This is a genomic window from Saccharopolyspora shandongensis, from assembly GCF_900106995.1.
GTDB lineage: Bacteria > Actinomycetota > Actinomycetes > Mycobacteriales > Pseudonocardiaceae > Saccharopolyspora > Saccharopolyspora shandongensis.
This window is the reverse complement of the sequence record NZ_FNOK01000031.1, coordinates 69,831-93,380: the sequence shown is the minus strand read 5'-3', so window position 1 is coordinate 93,380 and position 23,550 is coordinate 69,831. Positions and strand designations below refer to the sequence as shown.

Genomic DNA, 23,550 nt, shown 5'->3' with positions numbered 1-23,550 from the left:
CTGGTCAGCGCACCTGTTTCGCGAACCAGTGCTTGGCGTACTGGTTGTCGTTGTACGCCGGGATCTCGCGGTAGCCGGCCGAGTCGTAGAGCGTGCGGTCTTCGTGCAGCTCGGCGGCGGTATCCAGGCGGATCAGCGAGCATCCAAGCAGTCGCGCGCGCTCCTCCAGCGCCGCGAGCAAGGCCCGTCCCGCGCCCCTGCCGCGCAGCTCCGGCGCGATCCACATCCGCCGGATCTCGGCGATGCCGTCCCCGCTGCGCAGCGCGCCGCACCCGAGCACCCGGCCCTCGGCGCGCACCACCAGGAAGTCCCCCGCCGGCGGCGTGAAGTCGTCCTTCGCGGGCGGGGCGGCGCGGCTGGTGTCGAACCCGTCCGGGAACCGGCCGTTGAGCTCCTCGATGTAGCGGCCCAGGGCCAGCTGGGCCTCGGGGCTGTCGATGGGTTCGGGTTCGATCGTGAAACTGGCTTGCTCGGTCACGCCGCCAAGTCTTCTCCGCGCACTGATTCACTTCCAGTTACCGAACTTCGGTGCGCGTAAAGTAAAACTTCATGCTCGACCCGTCGCGTCTGCTGGTGCTGCTGGCCCTCCGGGAGCAGGGCAGCGTCACCCGCGCCGCCGAACAGCTCCGCCGGACTCCCCCGGCCGTGTCGCAGCAGCTGGCCCGGCTGGAGAACGAGGTCGGCGCACAGCTCGTCGAGCGGCACGCCCACGGCGTCCGCCTGACACCGCTGGGCACCCGTCTCGCCGAACAGGCCGAGCGCATCGCCGCGGCGCTCGACGACGCAACGGCCGACGCCGCGCGATTCCGCGACGAACACCGCAACCGGCTGCGCCTCGGCGCCTTCCCCACCGCCGGGCTAGCGCTGCTGCCGGAGACGCTCGCCGCGCTGCGCCACCGGCATCCGGGGGCGGAGCTCTCCGTGGTGGACCTGGGCCCCGCGGAAGGCATCGATCGGGTCGCCGCGCACCAGCTCGACCTGGCGCTGGTCGGCGAGTACGACGAGGCGCTCGACGTCCCGCCCGGTGTGCGCCTCGTGCACCTCCTGGACGATCCCGTCCACGCCGTGCTGCCCAGCGACCACCCACTCGCCGAGAGGGCCGAGCCGCGGCTCCACGACTTCCGCGACGACACCTGGGCCTGCGCCCCGCGCAGCCTGCCGAACCGGCGACAGCTGGAGGCCGCCGCCCGAGCCGAGGGCTTCAGCCCGAAGGTGGCCTTCGAGTTCGAGTCCTACGCCGTCGCCGAAGCGGTGGTCTCGGCCGGGGTCGCGGTCTCGTTCATCCCCCGCCTCGCCATCGGCGAGGCTGCGGGCACCGTGCACCGACCGCTCGCGTCCGGACTGCACCGCCGCATCCACGCCGCCGTGCCCACCAGCACCCGGCACGCCCCGCTCACCGACGTCTTCCAACAGCTCCTGCACGACATCTGCGCCGACCTAGGTCGCCGGATGTGAGCATGGGAACCTTCCTGCCACCCAGATGACAGGAAAGTTCCCATGCTGTCAGCGCACGAAAAAGCGGGGCCCGATGTCGGACCCCGCTGGTCGTTTCAGGATGCCCAGGGCACCGACCGGCCCGGTGGGGCCGATTCGAGCCAGGACAGGAAGCCGGTCAGGGCGTCGGTGCTCATCGCCAGCTCCAGCTCCGGACCGGTCAGGTCGAGGACCGTCGATCCGGTCGGCATCGCATAGGCCTCGGCCACCGACGGCTCGCGGCGCCGCGCGATCTCCACGTTCCGGCGGTTGATCACCCAGTTCGGCCCGGATCGCAGGCTCAGCACGCGGTACCAGGCGAACTCCTCGCCCCGGTAGTGCGCGACGCCCAGGTGCCAGCCGCGGCCACCGCCGTCCTTGCTGGCGCGCAACGCCACGTCGATGCCCCCGACGCGCAGTTCCCGCAGCCGCCGCCACGCGAGCGCCCCGATTACCAGGGCAGCGATCAGCAGCAGCCCGAAGGCCACTGCCAGCAACAAGACCGGGGAACCCATGCGCGGCCCGGATCAGGCCGAGTGGCCGGCTGCTCGCAATCGGCTCAAGGCCCGTGCTCGGGCCTGTTCGTCGGCGCTCTTGACGTCCGCGCGGGCCTGCTCCACGTCGATCTCGGAGGCGAGCTCCGCGGTCTCCGCCAGCACGCTCACCCCGTCCGAGGTGACCGACAGGAAACCACCGTGCACCGCGGCCGTGACGGTCTCCTTCTCGGTGGTGGTGATGCGCACCACACCACCCTCGATCAGCTCGCCGAGCAGCGGCTCGTGCCCGGGAAGGATGCCGATCTCTCCCTCGGTGGTCTGCGCGACCACCGCGGTCGCCTCCCCGGACCACAGGCGGCGCTCGACGGCGACCAGTTGGACGGACATGTTGGCCACGCGCGTCTCCTTTGTCGGGTGTGTTCCCGCAGTCTATCCGGTGCCACCAGGGCGATCGTGACTGGCCGGGCTGATAATGCCTTGTCGGGGTGCTTTCGCAAGCGGGGTCGGGGTCCGCGCGGACCCCGACCCCGTTGCCGGTCTGCCGACCCCTTCAGCGGGGCCCGGCGCTCACTTCTCGGTGAGCTTCTTGTACGCCTGCTCCAGGTCGTCGAGACCACCGATGGAGAGGAACGCCTGCTCCGGGTAGTGGTCGAAGTCGCCCTTGCAGAGCTTGTCGAACGCCTCGATGGTCTCCTTCAGCGGAACGAAGGAGCCCTCCTGGCCGGTGAACTGCTTGGCCACGAAGAAGTTCTGCGACAGGTAGCGCTCGATGCGACGCGCCCGCTGCACCGTCACCTTGTCCTCTTCGGACAGTTCGTCCATACCGAGGATGGCGATGATGTCCTGCAGTTCCTTGTACTTCTGCAGGATCCGCTTGACCTCGTGCGCCACCCGGTAGTGCTCCTCGCCGACGATGGTCGCGTCGAGGATGGTGGACGTCGAGGACAGCGGGTCCACCGCCGGGTAGATGCCCTTCTGCGAGATCGCACGGGAGAGCTCCGTGGTCGCGTCCAGGTGGGCGAACGTGGTCGCCGGGGCCGGGTCGGTGTAGTCGTCCGCGGGCACGTAGATCGCCTGCATCGAGGTGATCGAACGACCCCGGGTCGAGGTGATCCGCTCCTGCAGCTCACCCATCTCGTCGGCCAGCGTCGGCTGGTAACCCACCGCGGAGGGCATGCGGCCCAGCAGGGTCGAGACCTCCTGGCCGGCCTGGGTGAACCGGAAGATGTTGTCGATGAACAGCAGCACGTCCTGGTTCTGCACGTCGCGGAAGTACTCCGCCATCGTCAGCGCGGACAGCGCCACCCGCATACGGGTGCCCGGCGGCTCGTCCATCTGACCGAACACCAGCGCGGTGTCGGCGAGCACGCCCGACTCGTCCATCTCGACCCAGAGGTCGTTGCCCTCACGGGTGCGCTCACCGACGCCGGCGAACACCGAGGTGCCACCGAAGTTCTTGGCGACCCGTCGGATCATCTCCTGGATCAGAACGGTCTTGCCGACACCGGCACCACCGAACAGACCGATCTTGCCACCCTGCACGTACGGGGTGAGCAGGTCGATCACCTTGATGCCGGTCTCCAGCATCTCGGTCTTGCCCTCGAGCTGGTCGAAGTTCGGCGCCTTGCGGTGGATCTCCCACTTCTCGGCGTCCGAGGCGTAGCCCGGCTCGTCGAGGCAGTGGCCCAGCGCGTTGAACACGTGGCCCTTGACGACGTCGCCGACCGGCACCGAGATGCCGCCGCCGCTGTCGGTGACCACGACACCGCGGACCAGGCCCTGGGTGGGCTGCATCGAGATCGTGCGCACGACGCTGTCACCCAGGTGCTGGGCGACCTCCAGCGTCAGCGTCTTGGCCATGCCCTCGGCGGTGATGTCCACCGTGAGGGCGTTGAACAGGTCCGGCACCTGGCCGCGCGGGAACTCGACGTCCACGACCGGGCCGAGCACCCGGACGACGCGGCCCGTGCCAGTTGTGGTGGCAGTAGCAGCAGTCATGTCACTCACTTCCTGCGGACGAGAGCGCCTCGACACCGCCGACGATCTCGCTGATTTCCTGGGTGATCTGGGCCTGGCGGGCCTGGTTGGCCTCACGGCTGAGGTTGCGGATCAGCTCGTCGGCGTTGTCGGTGGCCGACTTCATCGCCGTCCGGCGGGCCGCGTGCTCCGAGGCGGCCGAGTCCAGCAGACCCGCGAACAGGCGGGTCTTGATGTACTTCGGCAGCAGTGCGGCGAACAACGTCTCGGCGTCCGGTTCGAACTCGTACGTGGACTTGAGCGTCTTCACCGGCTCGTCGGAGTACTCGACCTCCAGCGGAGCGACCCGGCGGACCTCCGGGCGCTGGGTGAGCATCGAGACGAACTCGGTGTGCACCAGGTGCAGCTCGTCCACGCCCAGCTTACCGTCCGGCCCCCCATCGTCGAGGTAGTCGTCGGCGCCGGCCAGGAACGCCTTGACCAACATGTCGCCGATCTCGGCCGCGTTGGCGTAGTCGGGGCGGTCGCTGAACCCGGTCCAGCTCGCCTCGATCTTGCGCTGCCGGAACCGGTAGTACGTCTCGCCCTTGCGGCCGATGACGTACAGCACCGGTTCCTTGCCCTGCTCGCGGAGCAGGGCCTGCAGCTCCTCGGCCGCTTTGATCACGTTCGCGTTGTAGCCGCCGCAGAAACCCCGGTCGCTGGTCACGACCAGTACACCGGCGCGCTTCGGATTCGTGCGCTCGGTCAGCAGCGGGTGGTCCAACGTGCTCACGTCGGCCAGCGCGGACAGGACGTTGGTGATCTCCTCGGCGTACGGCCGCGAAGCCTCCACCCTGGCCTGCGCCTTCATGATGCGCGAGGTAGCGATCAGCTCCTGCGCCTTGGTGATCTTCCGGGTCGATTTGACCGACCGGATGCGGTTCCGGAGTTCCCGAAGTTGAGCCATAACGTCACTTCTTCGGCGCGGGGCGGTTGATCTTCACGGTCTCCTGCCCCACCTCATCGGCGGCCAGCGCCTCGGCGTCGGGCTCGCTCGGGACCACGGAGACACCGCCAGAAGCCGTGAACTGCTTCTTGAAGTCCTCGACCGAGTCCACGATCGCCCTCTCGCCGTCCTCGGACAACTTGCCGGTCTGGGCGATGTCCTTGAGCGTGGTCTCGTGGGTGCGCCGCAGGTGCCCGAGGAACTCGCTCTCGAAGCGGCGCACGTCGGCGACCGGCACCGAGTCCAGGTGACCCTTGGTGGCGATGTAGAGGGACACAGCCTCTTCCTCGACCGGAAGCGGCTCGCCCTGGCCCTGCTTGAGGACCTCCATCAGGCGGGCACCGCGGTCCAGCTGGGCCTTCGACGCGGCGTCCAGGTCCGAGGCGAAGGCCGAGAAGGCCTCCAGCTCCCGGTACTGGGCCAGGTCCAGACGCAGCGAACCGGTCACCGACCGCATCGCCTTGATCTGCGCGGAACCACCGACGCGCGACACCGAGATACCGACGTCGATGGCGGGGCGCTGACCCGAGTTGAACAGGTCCGACTGCAGGAAGCACTGCCCGTCGGTGATGGAGATGACGTTCGTCGGGATGTAGGCCGACACGTCGTTCGCCTTGGTCTCGATGATCGGCAGACCCGTCATCGAGCCGGCGCCCATCTCGTCGGAGAGCTTCGCGCAGCGCTCCAGCAGGCGCGAGTGCAGGTAGAACACGTCGCCCGGGTAGGCCTCGCGGCCCGGCGGGCGGCGCAGCAGCAGCGAGATCGCGCGGTACGCCTCGGCCTGCTTGGTCAGGTCGTCGAAGATGATCAGGACGTGCTTGCCCTGGTACATCCAGTGCTGGCCGATGGCCGAACCGGCGTACGGGGCCAGCCACTTCAGACCCGGCGAGTCGGAGGCCGGCGCGGCGACGATGGTGGTGTACTCCATCGCCCCGGCGGCCTCGAGGGACCGCTTCACGCCGGCGATCGTGGAGCCCTTCTGGCCGATCGCGACGTAGATGCAGCGGACCTGCTTGTCCGGGTCACCGCTGGCCCAGGCCTGCTTCTGGTTGATGATCGTGTCGACCGCGACCGTGGTCTTGCCGGTCTTGCGGTCGCCGATGATCAGCTGGCGCTGGCCGCGGCCGATCGGGGTCATCGAGTCGATGGCCTTGATGCCGGTCTGCATCGGCTCGTGCACGCCCTTGCGCTGCACGACCGTGGCGGCCTGCAGCTCCAGGGGACGCTGCTCCTCGGCGACGATCTCGCCGAGGCCGTCGATCGGCTCACCCAGCGGGTTCACCACGCGGCCGAGGAAGCCGTCGCCGACCGGGACCGAGAGGACCTTGCCGGTCCGCTTGACCTCCTGGCCTTCCTCGATCTTCTCGGATTCACCCAGGATGACCGCACCGATCTCCTGAGCTTCCAGGTTCATCGCGACACCGTAGATGCCGCCCGGGAACTCCAGCAGCTCCTCGGTCATCACCGAAGGCAGACCCTCGACATGGGCGATGCCGTCACCGGTATCAGTGACGACCCCGACCTCCTCGCGGCTGACCTCCGGGGAGTAGCTGGAGACGTACTTCTCGATCGCACTGCGGATCTCGTCCGACGAGATCGTCAGCTCCGCCATGTCTCGTTCCTGCCCTCGGTTAGTTCTTGGAAGGGAGTTGGTTTCGGCGCCGCGCCGGTTGCCCGGGCCGACGGCCCGTGGTCTTAGTCGGCGAGGTCGCGCCGCAGGGACTGCAGGCGTCCCGTGATGCTGCCGTCGATGACCTCGTCGCCGATCCGGATCAGCAGCCCGCCCTCGACCGCGGAGTCGACCTCCAGGTGCAGGGCGATCGGCCGCGAGTAGATCCGCTGCAGCGTGCGCGACAGCCGCTGCTGCTGCTCATCGCTGAGCGGGATCGCGGACCGGACGTGCGCCACCGAGCGCTCGCGGCGCTTCGCCGACAGCTCGGCCAGCTCTTCCAGCCCCTCGCTGACCCGCCGGCCGCGCGGCCGGGCCACCAGCTGGCGGACCAGGTTCAGGGTCACCGGCTCGACCTTGCCCTCGATGAGCTGGTCGACGACGGCGTACTTGCCCGCCTCGTCGCCGGTCGGGTCCGACAGCAACCGCTCCAGGTCCACCTGGGAGCCGATGATGCGGCCCAGCCGGAACAGCTCGTCCTCGACGGCGTCGAGCCGGCCGGCCCGCTCGGCCTGCACCAGCAGCGCGGTGCGGGCCAACCGCTCCAGCCCGTCGACCAGGTCCTTCGGGCTGGACCAACGGGCCCGGACGGCCTCGGCGACGACCGGCAGCGCCCGCGCGCCGAGCTTGTCCGCCAACAGCCCGCGGGCCAGGTCTTCCCTGGACCGCGGGTCGGTGGAGGCGTCGGCGAGCGCCCGCCGCAGCGTGGACTCGCGGCCCAGCAGGGCGGCCACGCCGAACAGCTCGTCGGCGAGCCCGGTGATCTCCGCGGCCTGGGCCCCATCGGTGGCCTGCAGCAGCTGCAGCTCGGTGGCTGCCAGCGCCTCACGGCTCGCGGCGTTCACGAGGGTGCTCAACTCTCAGCGCCTTTCACTCGGTTAGGCCTTGGCCGATTCGGACGACGCCGGGGCCGAGGTGGCCTCCAGCTCGTCGAGGAACCGGTCGACGGTGCCCCGCCGACGGGCCTCGTCCTCCAGGGACTCGCCGACGATCCGGCCGGCCAGGTCGACCGCCTGACGGCCGAGGTCCGACCGCAGCTCGGCGACGATCTGAGCCCGCTGGTGCGCCAACTGGGTCTGGCCCTGGTTGATGATCCGCTCGGACTCGGTCTGCGCCTGGGCGCGCATCTCTTCCAGGATCTGCTGGCCTTCGGCGCGGGCGTCATCGCGAATCCGGGCCGCTTCCGCGCGGGCCTCGGCCAGCTGCGACTTGTACTGCTCCAGCGTCCGCTGGGCCTCGGCCTGCGCGGCCTCGGCCTTGCGGATACCGCCTTCGATCCGCTCGCTGCGCTCCGCGTAGATCTTCTCGAAGCGCGGGACCGCGTACTTCCACAGCACGAACAGCAGCAGCAGGAACGCGATCAGACCGACCACGATCTCCGAGGGTTCCGGAATGATCGGGTTGTGCTCGCCTTCGGCGGCAAGCAGCATCTGCGTCTTCACCACAACGTCTCCCAACGCGTTGAGCCGTTACTGAGCAGCCGACGCGATGAAGTAGACGACCAGGCCGATCAGCGCCAGCACCTCGACCAGAACGAAGGAGATCCAGGCGATGCCCTGCAGCTGGCCCTGGGCCTCCGGCTGGCGGGCGGTGCCGTTGATGACGGCGGCCCAGATCAGGCCGACACCGATACCGGGGCCGATGGCGCCCAGGCCGTAACCGATCGCGGCCAGACCGGGGTTGATGCTGCCCGCGGCTTCGGCGGCCTGCGCGAGAACGATGTTGCTCACTGTCACTACCTTTCACTCGGTCCGCTTCTCGGCGCGGATCGACAGGTCCTTTGTTGGGAACGAAGTCTCTTGTTCAGTGGCCTTCGGACAACGCCGCGCCGATGAAGCTCGCCGTCAGCAGCGCGAAGATGTACGCCTGCAGCACCTGGATCAGGGCCTCGACGAAGGTCAGCGCGATGGCGAAGGCGAACCCGACGAGCGAGATCGGCTTCAGCGCGGCGCCGGCCTCCATCAGCAGGAACTCGCCACCGAGCGTGAACACCAGCAGGATCAGGTGACCGGCGAACATCGCGGCGAACACTCGGATCGCCAGCGCCGCCGGCTGCGCGATGAACTTCTGGAAGAGCTCGATCGGCGACAGCAGGATGTAGATCGGCTTCGGCACCCCGGGCGGGAACATGATGTGCTTGAAGTAGCCCAGGAATCCGTGCCGCGCGAAGCCGACACCGTGGAACACCAGGTACACCACGGCGGCCAGCGCGAGCGGGAATCCGATCCGCGACATCGTGGGGAACTGGATGATCGGGATGATGCCGAAGATGTTGTTCACCAGGATGAACGTGAACAGCGCGAAGATCAGCGGCACGAACGGACGGAAATCCTTGGCCCCGATGTGTTCCCGCGCGATCTTGTTGCGGCTGAACTCGTAGACGAACTCCGCGACGAACTGCCCCTTGCCCGGAACGAGCTTCAGGTTCCGGGTGGCGATCACGAAGTACGCGGCCACGATGATCGCCGAGAGAACGACGAGGACCATCGGCTTGGTGACTCCGCCGAAGATCGGCGGAAGGATAAAGCTATCGGCACCCGGCGGTTGGAATGTTCCGCCCTCGGCCAGCATCAGCGCGCCCAACTGGGCTCCTTCCGGTTCTCCCGGTGAACTTCACTCTGCCGGGGGAATCGTCACGTTTTGCACTTAACGTACCTGATACGCGATCTGGCACGCGGAGGGGCCCTCCCCACCCGGTGGGACCTAGGGGCCTCGGTGCACCCCTTGGACCCGCGCTGCGCAGGGAAGGCTTCTGCGGCGGGACGATACCAGCGGGTAGGTAGTCTCCCGACATGTGGTCCGCTTCCACTCGTCCGGCGCAGCGGCCGGGTGCCTGGAAACCGCGTCGAGGCGAATCAGCTTCCCGGCACGATCGTGGGAATCTTGGTGCGCTTGAACGCAACCACCTCGGCGCCCGCCCACACCATCACGGTGGCCAGCATGGTGAACGCCAACGATTCCCGGTGGATCGCCTCGACGCCGCCGAGCAGCGTCATCACCACCAGCAGCACGATCATCTTCCCGACGTAGCCGCCGAGCGCGGCCACCATCACGAAGTGCGGGCTCATGCCGCCGGTGAACCGCATCAGCCAGATCGTCAGCAGCGACGAGGCGAACGCCACAACGCCGCCGATCAGCGCCCCGACCAGGCCGGGCACACCGACCAGCACGGTCGCCACGACCGCCCCGATGGCCACCGTCGCCACACCCGGCCACAAGGCGGTGCGAAGCATCGCCGCGGCGAGCCGGCGCACGATTTCGGCGTGCGGGTTCACAGCGGGCTCGGCCGGCTCGGCGGGGTTCGGCGTGTCGGTCGCTTCGCTCATCGGGACTCTCGATCGGCTCGGGTGCGCATACGCGGAATCACCGAAATGATAGCCGCCAGCAGCACCCCCAGGCCTACGACCCATGCCACAACGACCGCGTTGAACAGCGTCAACGACACCGCGCCGAAGGCTATGACGGACGCCCACAAGTAGATCAGCAGCACCGCGCGGCGCTGCGAATGCCCGATTTCCAGCAGCCGGTGGTGCAGGTGCATCTTGTCGGCGTGGAACGGGCTCTTGCCCGCCCGGGTGCGGCGCACCACGGCCATGATGAGGTCCAGCAGCGGCACGAACAGCACCGCCGCGACGACCAGCAGCGGCGACAACAGCGCGATGCTGTCGGTCGGGTTCAGGCGGGTGTAGTCCATCCGGCCGGACGCGGACGTGCTCGCGGTGGCCAGCATCAGGCCGATCAGCATCGAACCCGAGTCGCCCATGAAGATCTTCGCCGGCTGGAAGTTGTGCGGCAGGAAGCCCAGGCAGGCGCCCGCGATCGCGGCCGCGATCAGCGCCGGCGGGTAGGCCTGGACGTCGCCGTTCTGCCGGTCCAGCACGCCGAGGCAGAACACGAACGTCGCGGTGGCCGACACCAGGCCGATGCCGGAGGCCAGGCCGTCCAGCCCGTCCACGAAGTTCATCGCGTTGATCATCGCCACGACCAGCAGCACCGTCAGCAGCTGCCCCTGGTTGCTGCCCAGCACCATGAGCTGCCCCAGGTGCCCCTCGGCGCCGCCCCACGGCACCCAGAACACGAACCACTGGACGCCGAAGAGGACCAGTATCCCGGCCGCGGTGACCTGGCCGGCGAGCTTCGTCAGGGAATCCAGCTCGAAGCGGTCGTCCAGCGCGCCGACGAGGACGATCAGCCCGCCGGCGATGACCACCGCCAGGATGTCGTTGGAGTAGGTGAACCCGCGCGACAGCGCCGGCAGGTTGGCGGCCAGGAACATGGCCACCAGCACCCCGCCGTACATCGCGACCCCGCCCATCCGCGGCATCGGCTTGACGTGCACGTCGCGCTGCCGCGGGTACGCGACGGCGCCGACGCGGAAGGCCAGCAGCCGGACCAGTCCGGTCAGCAGGAAGGTCGCCGCCGCGGCGGTGAGCATGACGAGCAGGTACTCACGGGCGGGAAGCCCGGCCGGGGCCCAAGGTGCGTTGTCCATACCGGTGGCTCACCCGCGCGGGGCCGAGGCCCGCGTGATTTCGAACTTCAGCCCCCAGAACGGATTGCTCAAACCCCGGCGCTCCTCATCGCTGTTCACGTTGCGGCTGGCGGAGTCAACGCTATCGGCCCCCGCCCGGACGGATTTCACCGGTCCGCTTCGAGGTCCTCCCCGAGCACCTCGGACAGGTCGGCGAGGCTCACCGCGCCCTCCCGCAGCACCCGCGGCGTGCCCTGGGTGAGGTCGACGATGGTGGAGGCCACCGGTTCCCCGGACGGGCCGCCGTCCAGGTAGACCTGCACCGAGTCGCCGAGCTGCTCGCGCGCCTGGCCGGCGCTGGCGGCCGGCGGCTGGCCGGTGCGATTGGCGCTGGAGACGGCCATCGGGCCGACCTCGCGCAGCAGGTCCAGGGCCACCGGGTGCAGCGGCATCCGCAGGTTCACCGTGCCCCGGGTGTTGCCGAGGTCCCAGGACAACGACGGCGCCTGCGGCAGCACCAGCGACAGCCCGCCGGGCCAGAACGCCTCGATCAGCGCCCGCGCCTGCTGCGGGACCGACATCACCAGCCCATCCACAGTGGACCAGGAGCCGACCAGCACCGGCACCGGCATGTCCGGGCCGCGCCCCTTGGCGGCGAGCAGGGCGTGCACTGCGTTGGCGTCGAAGGCGTCCGCGCCGATGCCGTAGACGGTGTCGGTGGGCAGCACGACCAGTCCGCCCGCGCGAACCGTGTTGGCCGCGGCGGCCAGGCCCTCTTCGCGGCTGTCCGGACTGGTGCAGTCATAGACGGTGCTCACACCCGAATCCTGGCACGCCCCCCGTTCGACCCGTTCGAGTGGTGCCGTCGATCCCCGTCCGGGAATATTCGACCCCAGTAACACCGGGTCGCTCGACCAAGATCCGTTGGGTGTGCCCGCACCGGGCAACGCCGGTGGCGTTCGGGCGCCTGCCGGAAGCGGGCACGGAACTGCGACGAAATGCGAGGAGAGCGAATGACCGCCCCACCCCAGGGTGTCGAGGTCGACCAGATCGAGTTCCCGGCCGGGAAGATCCGCTTCTACCGGGCGGGTTCCAGCGGCCCGGCGATCGTCCTGCTGCACGGCGGCGGGCCGGACAACGCGATGCTGGCCTGGCGGCACGCGATCGGCGTGCTGGCCGCCGACCACCGGGTGTTCGCGCCGGATCTGCCCGGCCAGGGCGGCAGCATGCCGTGGCGCGGCAGCGCCAACCAGCGCACCTTCGAAGAGGTGCTGCGCTGGCTGCTGGACGCCTGGCGGGTGCCGGACGCCGTTCTGGTGGGCCTGTCGATGGGCGGCAGCATCGCGGCCGGCTTCGCGCTGCGCAATCCGCAGCGGGTGCGCGGACTGGTGCTTGTGGACAGCACCGGCATGCAGCACAAGATGCCGCACCACTTCCTGACCTACGCGCTGCTGCGCACCCGGTTCGCCGGGCCGCTGGCCGCGAAGTTGTTGCGGCTCAACCGATCCTTCGCCCGGCTGGCGCTGACGCGGGGTTTCTTCGCGGGCGCGCAGGCCGTGCCGGACCTGGAGTCCATTGTCGACGAGGTCGTCGCCGAGGCCGGCGCGCGGGGCTCGGTGTTCGCCGACTGGCACGCCGACGCCGTCGACCGGCGGGCGATGCGGATCAACCACCTCCCGCACCTGGACCGCATCCAGTGCCCGGTGATGGTGATCCACGGCGAGCGGGACGCCATCGTGCCGGTGTCGGCGGCCCGCGACGCCGCGGACGCGATCCCGGGCTCGTCGCTGCGGGTAATCTCCGGCGCCGGCCACTGGCCGAACCGCGAGAAGCCCAACGAGTTCAACGCCCTGCTCCGCGAGTTCGTCAACGCCCACTGACCCCTGCGGGGTGGCGGGAGCATGGGAACCTTCCTGTCAAACCGCAGGTCAGGACGTCGGCGGCGGGGTGCGGCGGGCGGTGGCGAAGCGGGGGCGACCGGCCAGGTCGGTGTGCTCCTGCACGTCTTCGAGGACGCGGCGGGCGCGCAGCAGGGCGGGCACCGAACCGCCGTGGGTGTCGTCGTGCTCGATCGCCACCCCACCGCCGGGCCGCAGCAGCCGCGCCGCGCAGCCGACGACGTGCCGGACCACGTCGAGGCCGTCGCGGCCGCCGAACACCGCCTCGTGCGGGTCGTGGTTGCGGACCTCCGGCGGCACCGGCGTGCCCTCCGGCACGTAGGGCGGATTGCAGAGGACCAGGTCGACCAGGCCCTCCAGCTCCATGAACACCATCGGGTCGGTGACATCGCCCGCGTACAGGCGGATCGGGGTGTCACCGGCCTGCGCCTGCTGGTCGGCGTTGCGACGCGCCCAGGCCAGCGCGGCGGGTTCCTTCTCCACCGCGTGCACGGTGGCGTCCGGGCGGGCGTTGGCCATCGCCAGCGCCAGCGCCCCGGACCCGGTGCAGAGGTCCACCACGACCGGCCGGTCCACGCCCTCCAGCGTCGCCAGGCCCCACGCGAGCAGCAGCTCGGTCTCCGGCCTGGGCACGAACACCCCGGGCCCGACGCTGAGCGTCACGTTGCCGAGCGAGGCGTCGCCGGTGAGGTGCTGCAGCGGCACCCGCGCCGCCCGGCGGCGCACCAGCTCGTGCAGCGCCTGGACCACCGGTGGATCCACCAGCGGCACCATCATCAGCTTGGTGCGTTCGACGCCGAGCAGGTGCGCGGCCAGCAGCTCCGCATCGGTGCGCGGGCTCGCCACGCCCGCAGCGGCGAGGATGCGTTCCGCCTCGAGGATGGCCAGGCGCAGGGGCTGTCGCGTCACGCGTTCAGCTTAGAGCGCGAGTCGCTCTTTCCTGTCGGCGGCGAGGAGGGCGGTCACGACCGCCTCCAGGTCGCCGTCCAGGACCTGGTCCAGGTTGTAGGCCTTGTAGTTCACCCGGTGGTCGGAGATGCGGTTCTCCGGGAAGTTGTAGGTGCGGATGCGCTCCGAACGGTCCACTGTGCGCACCTGGCTGCGCCGGGCCTCCGCGGCCTCCCGCTCGGCCTCCTCCTCGGCGTGGGCCTGCAGCCGGGCCTTGAGCACCTGGATGGCGCGGTGCTTGTTCTGCAGCTGCGACTTCTCGTTCTGGCAGGACACCACGATGCCGGTCGGCAGGTGGGTGATCCGCACCGCCGAGTCGGTGGTGTTCACGCTCTGCCCGCCGGGCCCGGACGACCGGTAGACGTCGATGCGCAGGTCCTTCTCGTCGACCTCGACCTCGACCTCCTCCGGCTCGGGGTAGACGAGGACGCCCGCAGCAGAGGTGTGCACCCGGCCCTGCGACTCGGTGACCGGCACCCGCTGCACGCGGTGCACGCCACCCTCGAACTTCAGCCGCGACCACACGCCGTCGGGGCTGGTGTCGCCGGCCTTGGCCTTGATCGCGACCGTGGCGTCCTTGTAGCCGCCGAGGTCGGACTCGGTCTTGTCCAGCACCTCGGCCCGCCAGCCCTGGCGCTCCGCGAACCGCAGGTACATGCGCAGCAGGTCGCCCGCGAACAGCGCGGACTCCTCGCCGCCCTCGCCGGATTTGACCTCCAGCAGCACGTCGGAGCCGTCGTGCGGGTCGCGGGGCAGCAGCAGTTCGGTGAGCTTCTCCTCAAGCGGCGGGATCGCCTCGGCGAGCCGGTCGGCCTCCTCCGCGAAGGTGGCGTCCTCGGCGGCGAACTCGCGAGCGGTGTCCAGGTCGGACCGCGTCTGGTCGAGTTCCCGCGCGGTGCGCACGACCGGGGTGAGCTCGGCGTAGCGGCGACCGAGCTTGCGGGCGTTCGCCTGATCGGCGTGCACGCCGGGATCGGCCAGCCGCTGCTCCAGCTCCACGTACTCGGCGAGCAGCCCCTCGAGCTTCGATGTCTCCACTGGCGACCCTCTTCACTTGCTGCGGACGTTCGGACACCAAACGCGGCGACGGCGCCCGTCCCGCGCTGTTCGCGTGGGACGGGCGCCGTCGGTGCAGCTACTTCTGCGTCTTCTGGCGCTTGCCGTAGCGGGCCTCGAAGCGAGCCACGCGACCGCCGGTGTCCAGGATCTTCTGCTTGCCCGTGTAGAACGGGTGGCAGTTCGAGCAGACCTCGACGGTGATCTGGCCGGTCTTGCGGGTGCTGCGGGTCGTGAAGCTGTTACCGCAACCGCAGTTGACCTGCGTCACCACGTACTCGGGGTGGATGCCACTCTTCAACGGCTTGTCCTCTCTAGTTGGCCGCCGGGTCCACGCGGCCGCTGCCGCGCGGTGAACCGGTGCCGGATCAACCCTGCATTCTGCCAGACCAGGGCTCGTGACCTGCAACGCAGGGTGCCCGTCCGGTATTCCGGCGGGCCCCGGGCAACCGTCCAACGCACCAGAGGAACCGCCTGGCGAGCAGCCCCGAGCCGGGGGTGCAACCGGGGCGGTCCGCCGTTCATCCTCTACGCGTGCTGCTCTGTTCGGTCCTGGGAAAGCTCACGCTGCGGACGTGGGTTTCCCTCCCCCTGCTCTTCCTCTGCAGCGCAGCCGGCGTCGCCGCCCTGCTCGACGTGCTGCTCGTGCAGCACGTGAGCTTCGACCAGGACCTGGACCTCTCCGCTCCACTGCTGTTCGGCTCCGCCGCCGCGCTGACCGTGCTCAGCGCCAACCACGTCCGCTGGACCTCCGGGTGGCGGCGCAGCCTGCGGTTCGGCTACCCGCTGCTGATGGTGGCCGGCGCCCTCGCCCTGGACGGGCTGCGGATGCCGGTCTTCGCCGCGCTCGCCATCGGCCCGGCCGCCGCCGCGCTGCTGGCCACCCTGCTGGTCCGCGCCCACCGCGACCGCGACGCCCCGGAGTGCGCCCGGGCCTGACGCTCCGCAGGTGCGAGCATGGGAACTTTCCTGTCAAAGCGGTGACAGGAAAGTTCCCATGCTCGCGTCCCGCGCCCGGAAATGCGGCAGGGCCCGCACCGGGGTCGGTGCGGGCCCTGCCGTCGGTCGAGGAACCGGGCTGGCGGTCGGAACCGTCAGTCGTCGTCCTTGCCCGGGGTGGTCTTGGCGACCTGCATCAGGAACTCGATGTTGGTGCGCGTCTTGCGCAGCCGGTCCTGCAGGAGTTCCAGTGCCTGCTGCGCGTCGAGCGCGGCGAGCACCCGGCGCAGCTTGTGCGTGACGGCCAGCTCGTCGGGCGAGAGCAGGATCTCGTCCTTGCGGGTGCTGGAGGAGTCCACGTCCACCGCCGGGAACAGCCGCTTGTCCGCGAGCTTGCGGTCCAGCTTCAGCTCCGCGTTACCGGTGCCCTTGAACTCCTCGAAGATGACCGTGTCCATCGTGGATCCGGTCTCCACCAGCGCCGTGGCGAAGATGGTCAGCGAGCCGCCGTTCTCGATGTTGCGGGCCGCGCCGAGGAACCGCTTCGGCGGGTACAGCGCCGTGGAGTCCACACCACCGGACAGGATTCGCCCGGACGCCGGGGCCGCCAGGTTGTAGGCGCGGCCCAGCCGGGTGATCGAGTCCAGCAGGACGACCACGTCGTGGCCCATCTCGACGAGCCGCTTGGCCCGCTCGATGGACAGCTCGGCGACCGTGGTGTGGTCCGACGGCGGCCGGTCGAAGGTGGAGGCGATGACCTCACCCTTGACCGAGCGCTGCATGTCGGTGACCTCTTCCGGACGCTCGTCGGCGAGGACGACCATCAGGTGGCACTCGGGGTTGTTGGTGGTGATCGCGTTGGCGATCGCCTGCAGCACCATCGTCTTACCGGCCTTCGGCGGCGAGACGATCAGCGCGCGCTGCCCCTTGCCGACGGGCATCACCAGGTCGATGATCCGGCCGGTCAGGTTGTGCGGCTCGGTTTCGAGGCGCAGCCGCTCGTTGGGGTAGAGCGGGGTCAGCTTGTGGAACTCGGGACGGTTCTTCGACGCGTCCGGCTCCAGGCCGTTGATGGAGTCCACCCGCACCAGCGGGTTGAACTTCTGCCGCTGCTGCTCGCCCTCCCGCGGCTGCCGGATGGCGCCCTTGATGGCGTCGCCGCGGCGCAGCCCGTACTTGCGGACCAGCGACAGCGACACGTAGACGTCGTTCGGGCCGGCCAGGTAGCCGGAGGTGCGCACGAAGGCGTAGTTCTCCAGCACGTCCAGGATGCCGGCCACCGGCAGCAGCACGTCGTCCTCGCGGACCTCCGGCTCGCCACCGCCGCCCTCGCCGCGGCCGCGGTTGCGGCGGCGGTCGCGGAACCGGCGGCCACGACCCCGACGACCACCCTCGTCGTCATCGTCGTCCTGCTGCCGGTTGTCGCGGTCCCGGTCCTGCCGGTTGTCCCGGTCCTGCCGGTTGTCCCGGTCCTGCCGGTTGTCGCGGTCCTGCCGGTTGCCGCGCTGCTCCTGGCGGTTGTCCCGCTCCTGGCGCTCCCCCCGGTCCTGCCGGCTGTCGCGCTCCTGGCGGCTGTCCGACTTGCGCTCGCGCTGCTCTTCACCGCCCGACTCGGCGGCCGTGCCGGCCCGCCCGGACGAGCGGCGGCGGCGGTTGCCGCTGCGACGGCTGTCGTCCTCGCCGCCGGCGGCCGGCTCGGCGGCCTGCGCGCGGCGGCCGCGGCCGCGGGTGGGAGCGCCGTTGGTGCCGGACTCGGCCGCGGTCTCGCGCGGGGCGGCCTCGGTCTCGGTCTCGTCCAGCGCCGGCTGGTGGGCCTTGGCGGCCGGGGCCTCCTCGGCGCGGGCCGGGCTCTTCTTGGTGGCGCGGGTCTTCGGCGCCGTGGTGCCGCCCTGCTTCTCCTTGATGGCGGCGATCAGGTCACCCTTGCGCAGGCCACCAGTCTCGATCCCCAGTTCCCCCGCGAGTTGGCGCAGTTCGGCAAGGACCATGCCGGAGAGTCCGCCGCGTCGCCGCGGGGTTCCGTTGGCCTCGGATTCCTGCTGGCCAGCCGAAGAGGCGTTGGTCGCCTCGCTGCTCAACAGTTCGGTGTTGCTCACGAATGTCCTTCCTGACCGGACCGCGCCTCCTACGCGACCCAGCGGATTGCCCGCCCGCTCTGGAGTGCGGGCGGCCGGTGTGTGCTACCAGCCCTCTGTGCCGGTGTGGTCAGCTCCGCGCACGCGGCGCGACCGATTTCGGCGATGGCTCGGGGACCCAGCAGCACCGGGCGGTGGGAGGTACCCGGCGCGCGTGGTCCATGTGTGACGCATCCACTCCGATCCACACGTGCCGATGCACGCCCTGCTGCCGCCTCATTCCAGGAGCCCCCCGGCTCAACTTCGTGCCCCGGTGGTGAACCGGGAAGCTACGGGACATCGAGTCGGCGTCATGGTCACCTTGGGGGCCACACCGTGGAACTTAAAGCCCCCACCCCGACATCGGCAACGGATGCGCACCGCCGATCGTCCCGAAGCGAACTCGATTGAGTTGAGAACTCCTGCCTCGGTCACCGCGTTCGCCGACCCGCTAAGTTGATCTTCACCCGTGGCGGGTGGAGTTCAATTCACAGCGGGAGATGCGTCCCGGAAAACGATGTTCCGGGCACGGCACCGGCGCTCTGAGCGCGGTGACTGATTGACCTTGAGGGTAGACGCCCCGTAGTTCGGGTGCAACAACCCCCCTGGGCGTGTGGCACGCCCGCTCCGATCACGTCCTCGGTAGCCGGCCAGCTGCTGTCGCTGTTGGCGACCGGTGACACTTCCTTTGTACCACTCTGCGCGAATGCGCTTGCTCCGGGGCCGTGAACAGGGTTTTTCCGGCCCCGTTCACGGCCTCGGGTCATGCCTGCGGCTCGACCCGCACGCCGGCTCGATCGACCGGAAGGCGCAGCTCGTCGAAGCCGTTCGGCGCAATGTCGGCGGGGAGCTCGCCGCCCGGCGGAAACGCCAGTACGGTCGGTCCCGCACCGGACACGGCGGCGGCGACGCCGGCCGAGCGCAACCGGCGGACCAGCGCGATGGTCTCCGGCCACGCCGACTCGCGGTAGTCCTGGTGCAGCCGGTCGTCGGTGGCGGCCAGCAGCAACGCAGGATCGCTGGTGACGGCGTGCACCGCCAGCGCCGCACGCCCGGCCGCGAACGCCGCGTCGGCGTGCGGAACCCGTTCCGGCAGCAGGCCGCGGGTGGTGTGCGTCGACGACTCCTCTTGGGGGACAAGGACGATCGGTGACACGTCCGGGTGCGGATCCATCCGGACCGCTTGGAAGCGCCCGGAATCCTGCCAGGCGACGACGAAACCGCCGAGCAGGCTCGCTGCGGCGTTGTCCGCGTGCCCCTCGCGGACCGCGGCCATCTGCAGCACGCGGTCGGCGTTTTCCTTGTCCCGCAAGTCGAATCCGGCGAGCCCGAAGGCGGCGGCGACCCCGGCGACGATGGCCGCCGCCGAGGAGCCCAGCCCGCGGGAGTGCGGAATCGCGTTCTGGCAGTGCAACCGCAGCGCGGGCGCCGGGAAACCCAGTTCGGCCAACGCCTTGTGGATGACCCGCACCACCAGGTGACGCTCGTCGGCGGGCAGGGCGGCGGCGCCCTGCCCCTCCACCGCCACCTCGGCCGTGCCCGCGGCGCCGTCTACGACCTGAACGGAAACCTTGTCGTACAACGACAAGGCCATGCCCAGGGCGTCGAACCCGGAGCCGAGGTTCGCGGTCGAGGCGGGCACCGTCACCCGGACGGCCGATACCGGCAGTGCGGTCATGCCAGTTCCAGCGCGGTGGCGACCGCGCCCGGGTCCACCGGCAGCGGCTCCACCTCGACCATGCCGGACAGCGCGGTGTCCGGGTCCTTCAGGCCGTGGCCGGTGACCGTGCACACCACGACCGAGCCCGCCGGGAGGCGGCCGTCGGCGGCGGTGGCCAGCAGCCCGGCGACGCTCGACGCCGAGGCGGGCTCGACGAAAACGCCTTCCCTGGAGGCCAGCGTCCGGTAGGCGGCGAGGATCTGCTCGTCGGTCACCGCTTCGAACAGCCCACCGGACTCGTCCTTCGCGCGCACCGCGCCCGCCCACGACGCCGGGCTGCCGACCCGGATGGCGGTCGCGATGGTCTCCGGCTGCGCGATCGGCTGGCCGTGCACCAGCGGCGCGGCACCGGCGGCCTGGAAGCCGAACATGCGGGGCGTCCGCTCGATGACGCCGTCACCGGCGTACTCGGTGTAGCCCTTCCAGTAGGCGGTAATGTTGCCGGCGTTGCCGACCGGCAGGCAGTGCACGTCGGGCGCCCGGCCGAGCACGTCGCAGATCTCGAACGACGCGGTCTTCTGGCCCTCCAGCCGGACCGGGTTCACCGAGTTGACCAGGGTCACCGGGTGCTCGGCGGAGGTCTTGCGGGCCAGCTCCAGGCAGTCGTCGAAGTTGCCCTGGACCTGCAGGATCTTCGCGCCGTGCACCACCGCCTGGGCGAGCTTGCCCAGCGCGATCTTGCCCTGCGGCACGAGCACCGCCGAGGTCAGCCCGGCGCGGGCGGCGTAGGCCGCGGCCGAGGCCGAGGTGTTGCCGGTGGAGGCGCAGATGACGGCCTTGCTGCCCTCGGCCAGGGCGTGCGTGATGGCCATGGTCATGCCGCGGTCCTTGAACGACCCGGTGGGGTTGGCGCCCTCGACCTTCAGGTAGACGGTGCAGCCGGTGAGCTCGGAGAGGTGGTGGGCGGGCACCAGCGGGGTGTTGCCCTCCTGGAGCGTCACGATGCGCGCCCCGTCCGGGACCGGAACCCGGTCCCGGTACGCCTCGATCAGGCCGGGCCATCCGGCGCCGGACCGCACCGGCGCACCCTGGATGTTCGTCACGACGATTCACCTTCCACGCGCATCACGCTGACCACCTCGCGCACCACCGGTAGCTGCGCGATCTTGTCCACTGTGGACCTTAGTGCCGCGTCGGGGGCCGTGTGGGTGACCACCACGAGGCTGGCCTCCGCGCCCCGGCCCTGCTGACGCACCACCGAAATGCTCACATCGTGCTCGTTGAACATGGCCGCGACCTGCGAGAGCACGCCAGGTTTGTCGGCCACGTCGAGGCTGATGTGGTAGCGGGTGGGGGTCTTGCCCATCGGGCGCATCGGCAGCTGCGCGTGCGCCGACTCCCGGGGCCCCCGGCCCGCCACGACCAGGTTGCGCGCGACCGCGACGAGGTCGCCGAGCACCGCGCTGGCGGTCGGCGCGCCACCGGCGCCCTGACCGTAGAACATCAACTGCCCTGCGGCCTCCGCCTCGACGAACACCGCGTTGAAGGCGTCGCCGACACCGGCAAGCGGGTGGCTGCGCGGAATCATCGCCGGGTGCACGCGGGCGGACACCGATTCGGCGCCGTTCTCGTCGACCACCCGCTCGCAGATCGCCAGCAGCTTCACCGTGCGGTCCAGGGTGCGGGCGGCGGCGATGTCGCCGGGCGTCACCGCCGAGATGCCCTCCCGGTGGACGTCGCTGGCGGTCACCCGGGTGTGGAACGCCAGCGACGCCAGGATCGCGGCCTTCGCCGCCGCGTCGAAGCCGTCCACGTCCGCGGTCGGATCCGCCTCCGCGTAGCCCAGCCGCCCGGCCTCGTCCAGCGTCTCGGAGTAACCGGCGCCGGTGGAGTCCATCGCGGACAGGATGTAGTTCGTGGTGCCGTTGACGATGCCCATGACCCGGTTGATCCGGTCCCCGGCCAGCGACTCGCGCAGCGGGCGCAGCAGCGGGATCGCGCCCGCCACGGCCGCCTCGAAGTAGATGTCGGCGCCCGAGGCGTCCGCCGCCGCGTACAGCTCGGAGCCGTGCTCGGCGAGCAGCGCCTTGTTCGCGGTCACCACCGACTTGCCGGACTTCAGCGCGGTCAGCAGCAGCGAGCGCGCCGGCTCGATGCCGCCGATGAGCTCCACGATGACGTCGACATCGCCCTCCACCAGCGCGTGCGCGTCGGTGGTCAGCAGGTGCTGGGGCACGTCAGGGTGCTTGTGCGGGCGGCGCACCGCCACCCCGGTGACCAGCATCGGCGCGCCGGTGCGCGCGGCGAATTCATCCGGTTGGTCCTGCAACAGGCGCAGCACCTCGGTTCCGACGGTCCCGCACCCCAAGAGTGCGACCCTGATCGGTTCACGGTCCTGGCTCACTCACACCTCCAGCCGGAGCAGGTCGTCCTCGGTCTCCCTGCGCAGCAGCAACCGCGCCTGACCATCGCGAACCGCAACGACGGGCGGCTTGGGCAGGCGGTTGTAGTTGCTGGCCATCACGTAGCAGTAGGCGCCGGTGGCGGCGACTGCCAGCAGGTCTCCTGGAGCAATGTCCTCCGGCAACCAGCAGTCGCGCACCACTACGTCACCGGACTCACAGTGCTTGCCCACGATGCGGGACAGCACGGCGGGCGCCTCGGCGGTGCGGGACACCAGCCGGCAGTCGTAGACGGCGTCGTAGAGCGAGGTGCGGATGTTGTCGCTCATGCCGCCGTCCACGCTGACGTACTTGCGGTGCGCGTCACCGCCGAGCGCCACGTCCTTGATGGTGCCGACCTCGTAGACGGTCACCATGCCGGGGCCGACGATCGCGCGGCCGGGCTCGACGGCGATCTTGGGCACGGGGATGCCCGCGTTGTCGGCTTCCTTGCCGACGATCTCGTGCAGCCGGATCGCCAGCTGCTCGGGCGGCAGCGGATCGTCGTCGGAGGTGTAGGCGATGCCCAGCCCGCCGCCGAGATCCACGGTGGAGGCGCTGGCCAGCGCCTCGGCGCCGTGCTCCTCGCGCAGCTCGGCGAGCAGCCGGACCACCCGGTGCGCGGCCAGCTCGAAGCCGTCCACGTCGAAGATCTGCGAGCCGATGTGGCTGTGCAGGCCGGCCAGCACCAGCGAATCGGCCTTGAGCACCCGGTGCACCGCCTCGGCGGCCTGCCCGTTGGCCAGCGAGAAGCCGAACTTCTGATCCTCGTGAGCGGTCGCGATGAACTCGTGGGTGTGCGCCTCGACGCCGACGGTGACGCGCACCAGCACGTGCTGGCGGACGCCGCGCTCGGTGGCGATGTGGTCCAGCCGGGCGATCTCGTGGAACGAGTCCAGCACTACGGAGCCGACCCCGGCCTCGACGGCGGCGGTCAGCTCGGCGACGGACTTGTTGTTGCCGTGGAAGGTGATCCGCTCGGCGGGGAACCCGGCGCGCAGCGCCACGGCCAGCTCGCCGCCGCTGCACACGTCCAGGCTCAAGCCCTCTTCGGCGACCCACTTGGCGACCTCGGTGCACAGGAACGCCTTCGACGCGTAGTGCACGGTGGCCGGGTCTCCGAACGCCTCGGCGTAGTCGCGGCAACGCGACCGGAAGTCGTCCTCGTCGAGCACGAACAGCGGTGTGCCGAAGCGTTCGACGAGCTCTCGGACGTCAATGCCGGCGAGCCGGACGACTCCGTCGACGCCGCGCTCGCAGTTGCGCGGCCAGACGTTCGGGTGCAGCAGGTCGACTTCGTCCGCGGTCGCCGGGAGGGGTCCCGCGGTGTTGCCGGGCAGCACGACATCGGCGTGCCGCGGCCCGGCGGGATGGGCGCGCATTTACAGCTCCTTCGCGCGGCCTGCCGATGGGCAGGCC

The 23,550-nt window shown here is 70.2% G+C and carries 24 protein-coding genes; 3 read left to right on the top strand and 21 right to left on the bottom strand.

Annotated features, from left to right (window positions below):
• Positions 1-4: 4 nt before the first annotated feature.
• Positions 5-478: a GNAT family N-acetyltransferase gene (locus BLW84_RS27940; protein ID WP_245761431.1), complete on the bottom strand. Its 474-nt coding sequence runs from the start codon at positions 476-478 to the stop codon at positions 5-7.
• 71 nt (positions 479-549) lie between these two features.
• Here BLW84_RS27940 and BLW84_RS27935 point away from each other — a divergent pair, with 71 nt between their 5' ends.
• Positions 550-1,455, top strand: a complete 906-nt coding sequence (locus tag BLW84_RS27935) for a LysR family transcriptional regulator (RefSeq protein ID WP_093271102.1) — start codon at positions 550-552, stop codon at positions 1,453-1,455.
• Positions 1,456-1,550: 95 nt separating this feature from the next.
• Here the strand turns inward: BLW84_RS27935 and BLW84_RS27930 are convergent, their stop codons facing one another.
• The 12 genes from BLW84_RS27930 to BLW84_RS27875 all read right to left on the bottom strand — a co-directional run bounded on the left by BLW84_RS27930 (position 1,551) and on the right by BLW84_RS27875 (position 11,893).
• Complete coding sequence (locus tag BLW84_RS27930) at positions 1,551-1,988, bottom strand: DUF2550 domain-containing protein (protein ID WP_093271099.1); 438 nt, start codon at positions 1,986-1,988, stop codon at positions 1,551-1,553.
• 12 nt (positions 1,989-2,000) lie between these two features.
• Complete coding sequence (locus tag BLW84_RS27925; RefSeq protein WP_093271097.1) at positions 2,001-2,366, bottom strand: F0F1 ATP synthase subunit epsilon; 366 nt, start codon at positions 2,364-2,366, stop codon at positions 2,001-2,003.
• A gap of 171 nt (positions 2,367-2,537) precedes the next feature.
• Positions 2,538-3,968: a F0F1 ATP synthase subunit beta gene (atpD, locus tag BLW84_RS27920; RefSeq protein WP_093271094.1), complete on the bottom strand. Its 1,431-nt coding sequence runs from the start codon at positions 3,966-3,968 to the stop codon at positions 2,538-2,540.
• A 1-nt stretch (position 3,969) separates the two neighbouring features.
• Positions 3,970-4,896 carry a F0F1 ATP synthase subunit gamma gene (locus tag BLW84_RS27915; RefSeq protein WP_093271091.1) on the bottom strand — a complete coding sequence of 309 codons (927 nt, stop codon included), beginning with the start codon at positions 4,894-4,896 and terminating at the stop codon, positions 3,970-3,972.
• 4 nt (positions 4,897-4,900) lie between these two features.
• Positions 4,901-6,547: a F0F1 ATP synthase subunit alpha gene (gene atpA / locus BLW84_RS27910; protein WP_093271087.1), complete on the bottom strand. Its 1,647-nt coding sequence runs from the start codon at positions 6,545-6,547 to the stop codon at positions 4,901-4,903.
• An 83-nt stretch (positions 6,548-6,630) separates the two neighbouring features.
• Positions 6,631-7,461 carry a F0F1 ATP synthase subunit delta gene (locus BLW84_RS27905; protein WP_093271085.1) on the bottom strand — a complete coding sequence of 277 codons (831 nt, stop codon included), beginning with the start codon at positions 7,459-7,461 and terminating at the stop codon, positions 6,631-6,633.
• A gap of 21 nt (positions 7,462-7,482) precedes the next feature.
• Positions 7,483-8,046 (bottom strand): F0F1 ATP synthase subunit B, encoded by a 564-nt coding sequence (locus tag BLW84_RS27900; RefSeq protein WP_093271163.1) that lies wholly within the window; start codon positions 8,044-8,046, stop codon positions 7,483-7,485.
• Between the two features lie 27 nt (positions 8,047-8,073).
• Positions 8,074-8,334 carry an ATP synthase subunit c family protein gene (locus BLW84_RS27895; RefSeq protein WP_093271082.1) on the bottom strand — a complete coding sequence of 87 codons (261 nt, stop codon included), beginning with the start codon at positions 8,332-8,334 and terminating at the stop codon, positions 8,074-8,076.
• A gap of 73 nt (positions 8,335-8,407) precedes the next feature.
• Positions 8,408-9,187 carry a F0F1 ATP synthase subunit A gene (gene atpB / locus BLW84_RS27890; protein ID WP_093271080.1) on the bottom strand — a complete coding sequence of 260 codons (780 nt, stop codon included), beginning with the start codon at positions 9,185-9,187 and terminating at the stop codon, positions 8,408-8,410.
• 272 nt (positions 9,188-9,459) lie between these two features.
• Positions 9,460-9,930 carry a Cg1360 family ATP-synthase-associated protein gene (locus BLW84_RS27885; RefSeq protein WP_093271077.1) on the bottom strand — a complete coding sequence of 157 codons (471 nt, stop codon included), beginning with the start codon at positions 9,928-9,930 and terminating at the stop codon, positions 9,460-9,462.
• Positions 9,927-11,096 (bottom strand): glycosyltransferase family 4 protein, encoded by a 1,170-nt coding sequence (locus BLW84_RS27880; protein WP_093271075.1) that lies wholly within the window; start codon positions 11,094-11,096, stop codon positions 9,927-9,929. The genes BLW84_RS27885 and BLW84_RS27880 overlap by 4 nt, the downstream gene beginning before the upstream one ends.
• A 146-nt stretch (positions 11,097-11,242) precedes the next feature.
• A complete protein-coding gene (locus BLW84_RS27875; RefSeq protein WP_093271072.1) occupies positions 11,243-11,893 on the bottom strand; it encodes an L-threonylcarbamoyladenylate synthase in 651 nt (216 codons plus the stop codon).
• 195 nt (positions 11,894-12,088) lie between these two features.
• Between BLW84_RS27875 and BLW84_RS27870 the strand changes: the two genes are divergently transcribed.
• Positions 12,089-12,955: an alpha/beta fold hydrolase gene (locus BLW84_RS27870; RefSeq protein WP_093271069.1), complete on the top strand. Its 867-nt coding sequence runs from the start codon at positions 12,089-12,091 to the stop codon at positions 12,953-12,955.
• 48 nt (positions 12,956-13,003) lie between these two features.
• On the opposite strand, the gene prmC is transcribed toward BLW84_RS27870, so the two are convergent.
• The 3 genes from prmC to rpmE form a co-directional block, all read right to left on the bottom strand.
• A complete protein-coding gene (gene prmC, locus BLW84_RS27865; protein WP_093271067.1) occupies positions 13,004-13,882 on the bottom strand; it encodes a peptide chain release factor N(5)-glutamine methyltransferase in 879 nt (292 codons plus the stop codon).
• 9 nt (positions 13,883-13,891) lie between these two features.
• Positions 13,892-14,959 carry a peptide chain release factor 1 gene (prfA, locus tag BLW84_RS27860; protein ID WP_093271064.1) on the bottom strand — a complete coding sequence of 356 codons (1,068 nt, stop codon included), beginning with the start codon at positions 14,957-14,959 and terminating at the stop codon, positions 13,892-13,894.
• Between the two features lie 97 nt (positions 14,960-15,056).
• Positions 15,057-15,278 carry a 50S ribosomal protein L31 gene (gene rpmE, locus BLW84_RS27855; RefSeq protein WP_093271061.1) on the bottom strand — a complete coding sequence of 74 codons (222 nt, stop codon included), beginning with the start codon at positions 15,276-15,278 and terminating at the stop codon, positions 15,057-15,059.
• 233 nt (positions 15,279-15,511) lie between these two features.
• Here rpmE and BLW84_RS27850 point away from each other — a divergent pair, with 233 nt between their 5' ends.
• A complete protein-coding gene (locus tag BLW84_RS27850) occupies positions 15,512-15,916 on the top strand; it encodes a hypothetical protein (RefSeq protein WP_093271058.1) in 405 nt (134 codons plus the stop codon).
• Between the two features lie 155 nt (positions 15,917-16,071).
• On the opposite strand, the gene rho is transcribed toward BLW84_RS27850, so the two are convergent.
• The 5 genes from rho to lysA all read right to left on the bottom strand — a co-directional run bounded on the left by rho (position 16,072) and on the right by lysA (position 23,513).
• Complete coding sequence (gene rho / locus BLW84_RS27845) at positions 16,072-18,012, bottom strand: transcription termination factor Rho (RefSeq protein ID WP_093271057.1); 1,941 nt, start codon at positions 18,010-18,012, stop codon at positions 16,072-16,074.
• 781 nt (positions 18,013-18,793) lie between these two features.
• On the bottom strand, positions 18,794-19,708 hold the full coding sequence (thrB, locus tag BLW84_RS27840; protein ID WP_093271054.1) for a homoserine kinase: 915 nt from the start codon (positions 19,706-19,708) through the stop codon (positions 18,794-18,796).
• Complete coding sequence (gene thrC / locus BLW84_RS27835) at positions 19,705-20,769, bottom strand: threonine synthase (protein WP_093271161.1); 1,065 nt, start codon at positions 20,767-20,769, stop codon at positions 19,705-19,707. The genes thrB and thrC overlap by 4 nt, the downstream gene beginning before the upstream one ends.
• A 20-nt stretch (positions 20,770-20,789) precedes the next feature.
• Positions 20,790-22,094, bottom strand: a complete 1,305-nt coding sequence (locus BLW84_RS27830) for a homoserine dehydrogenase (RefSeq protein ID WP_093271052.1) — start codon at positions 22,092-22,094, stop codon at positions 20,790-20,792.
• Positions 22,095-23,513, bottom strand: coding sequence for a diaminopimelate decarboxylase (gene lysA, locus BLW84_RS27825; protein ID WP_093271049.1), 1,419 nt, complete (start codon positions 23,511-23,513; stop codon positions 22,095-22,097).
• Between the last annotated feature and the right edge of the window lie 37 nt (positions 23,514-23,550).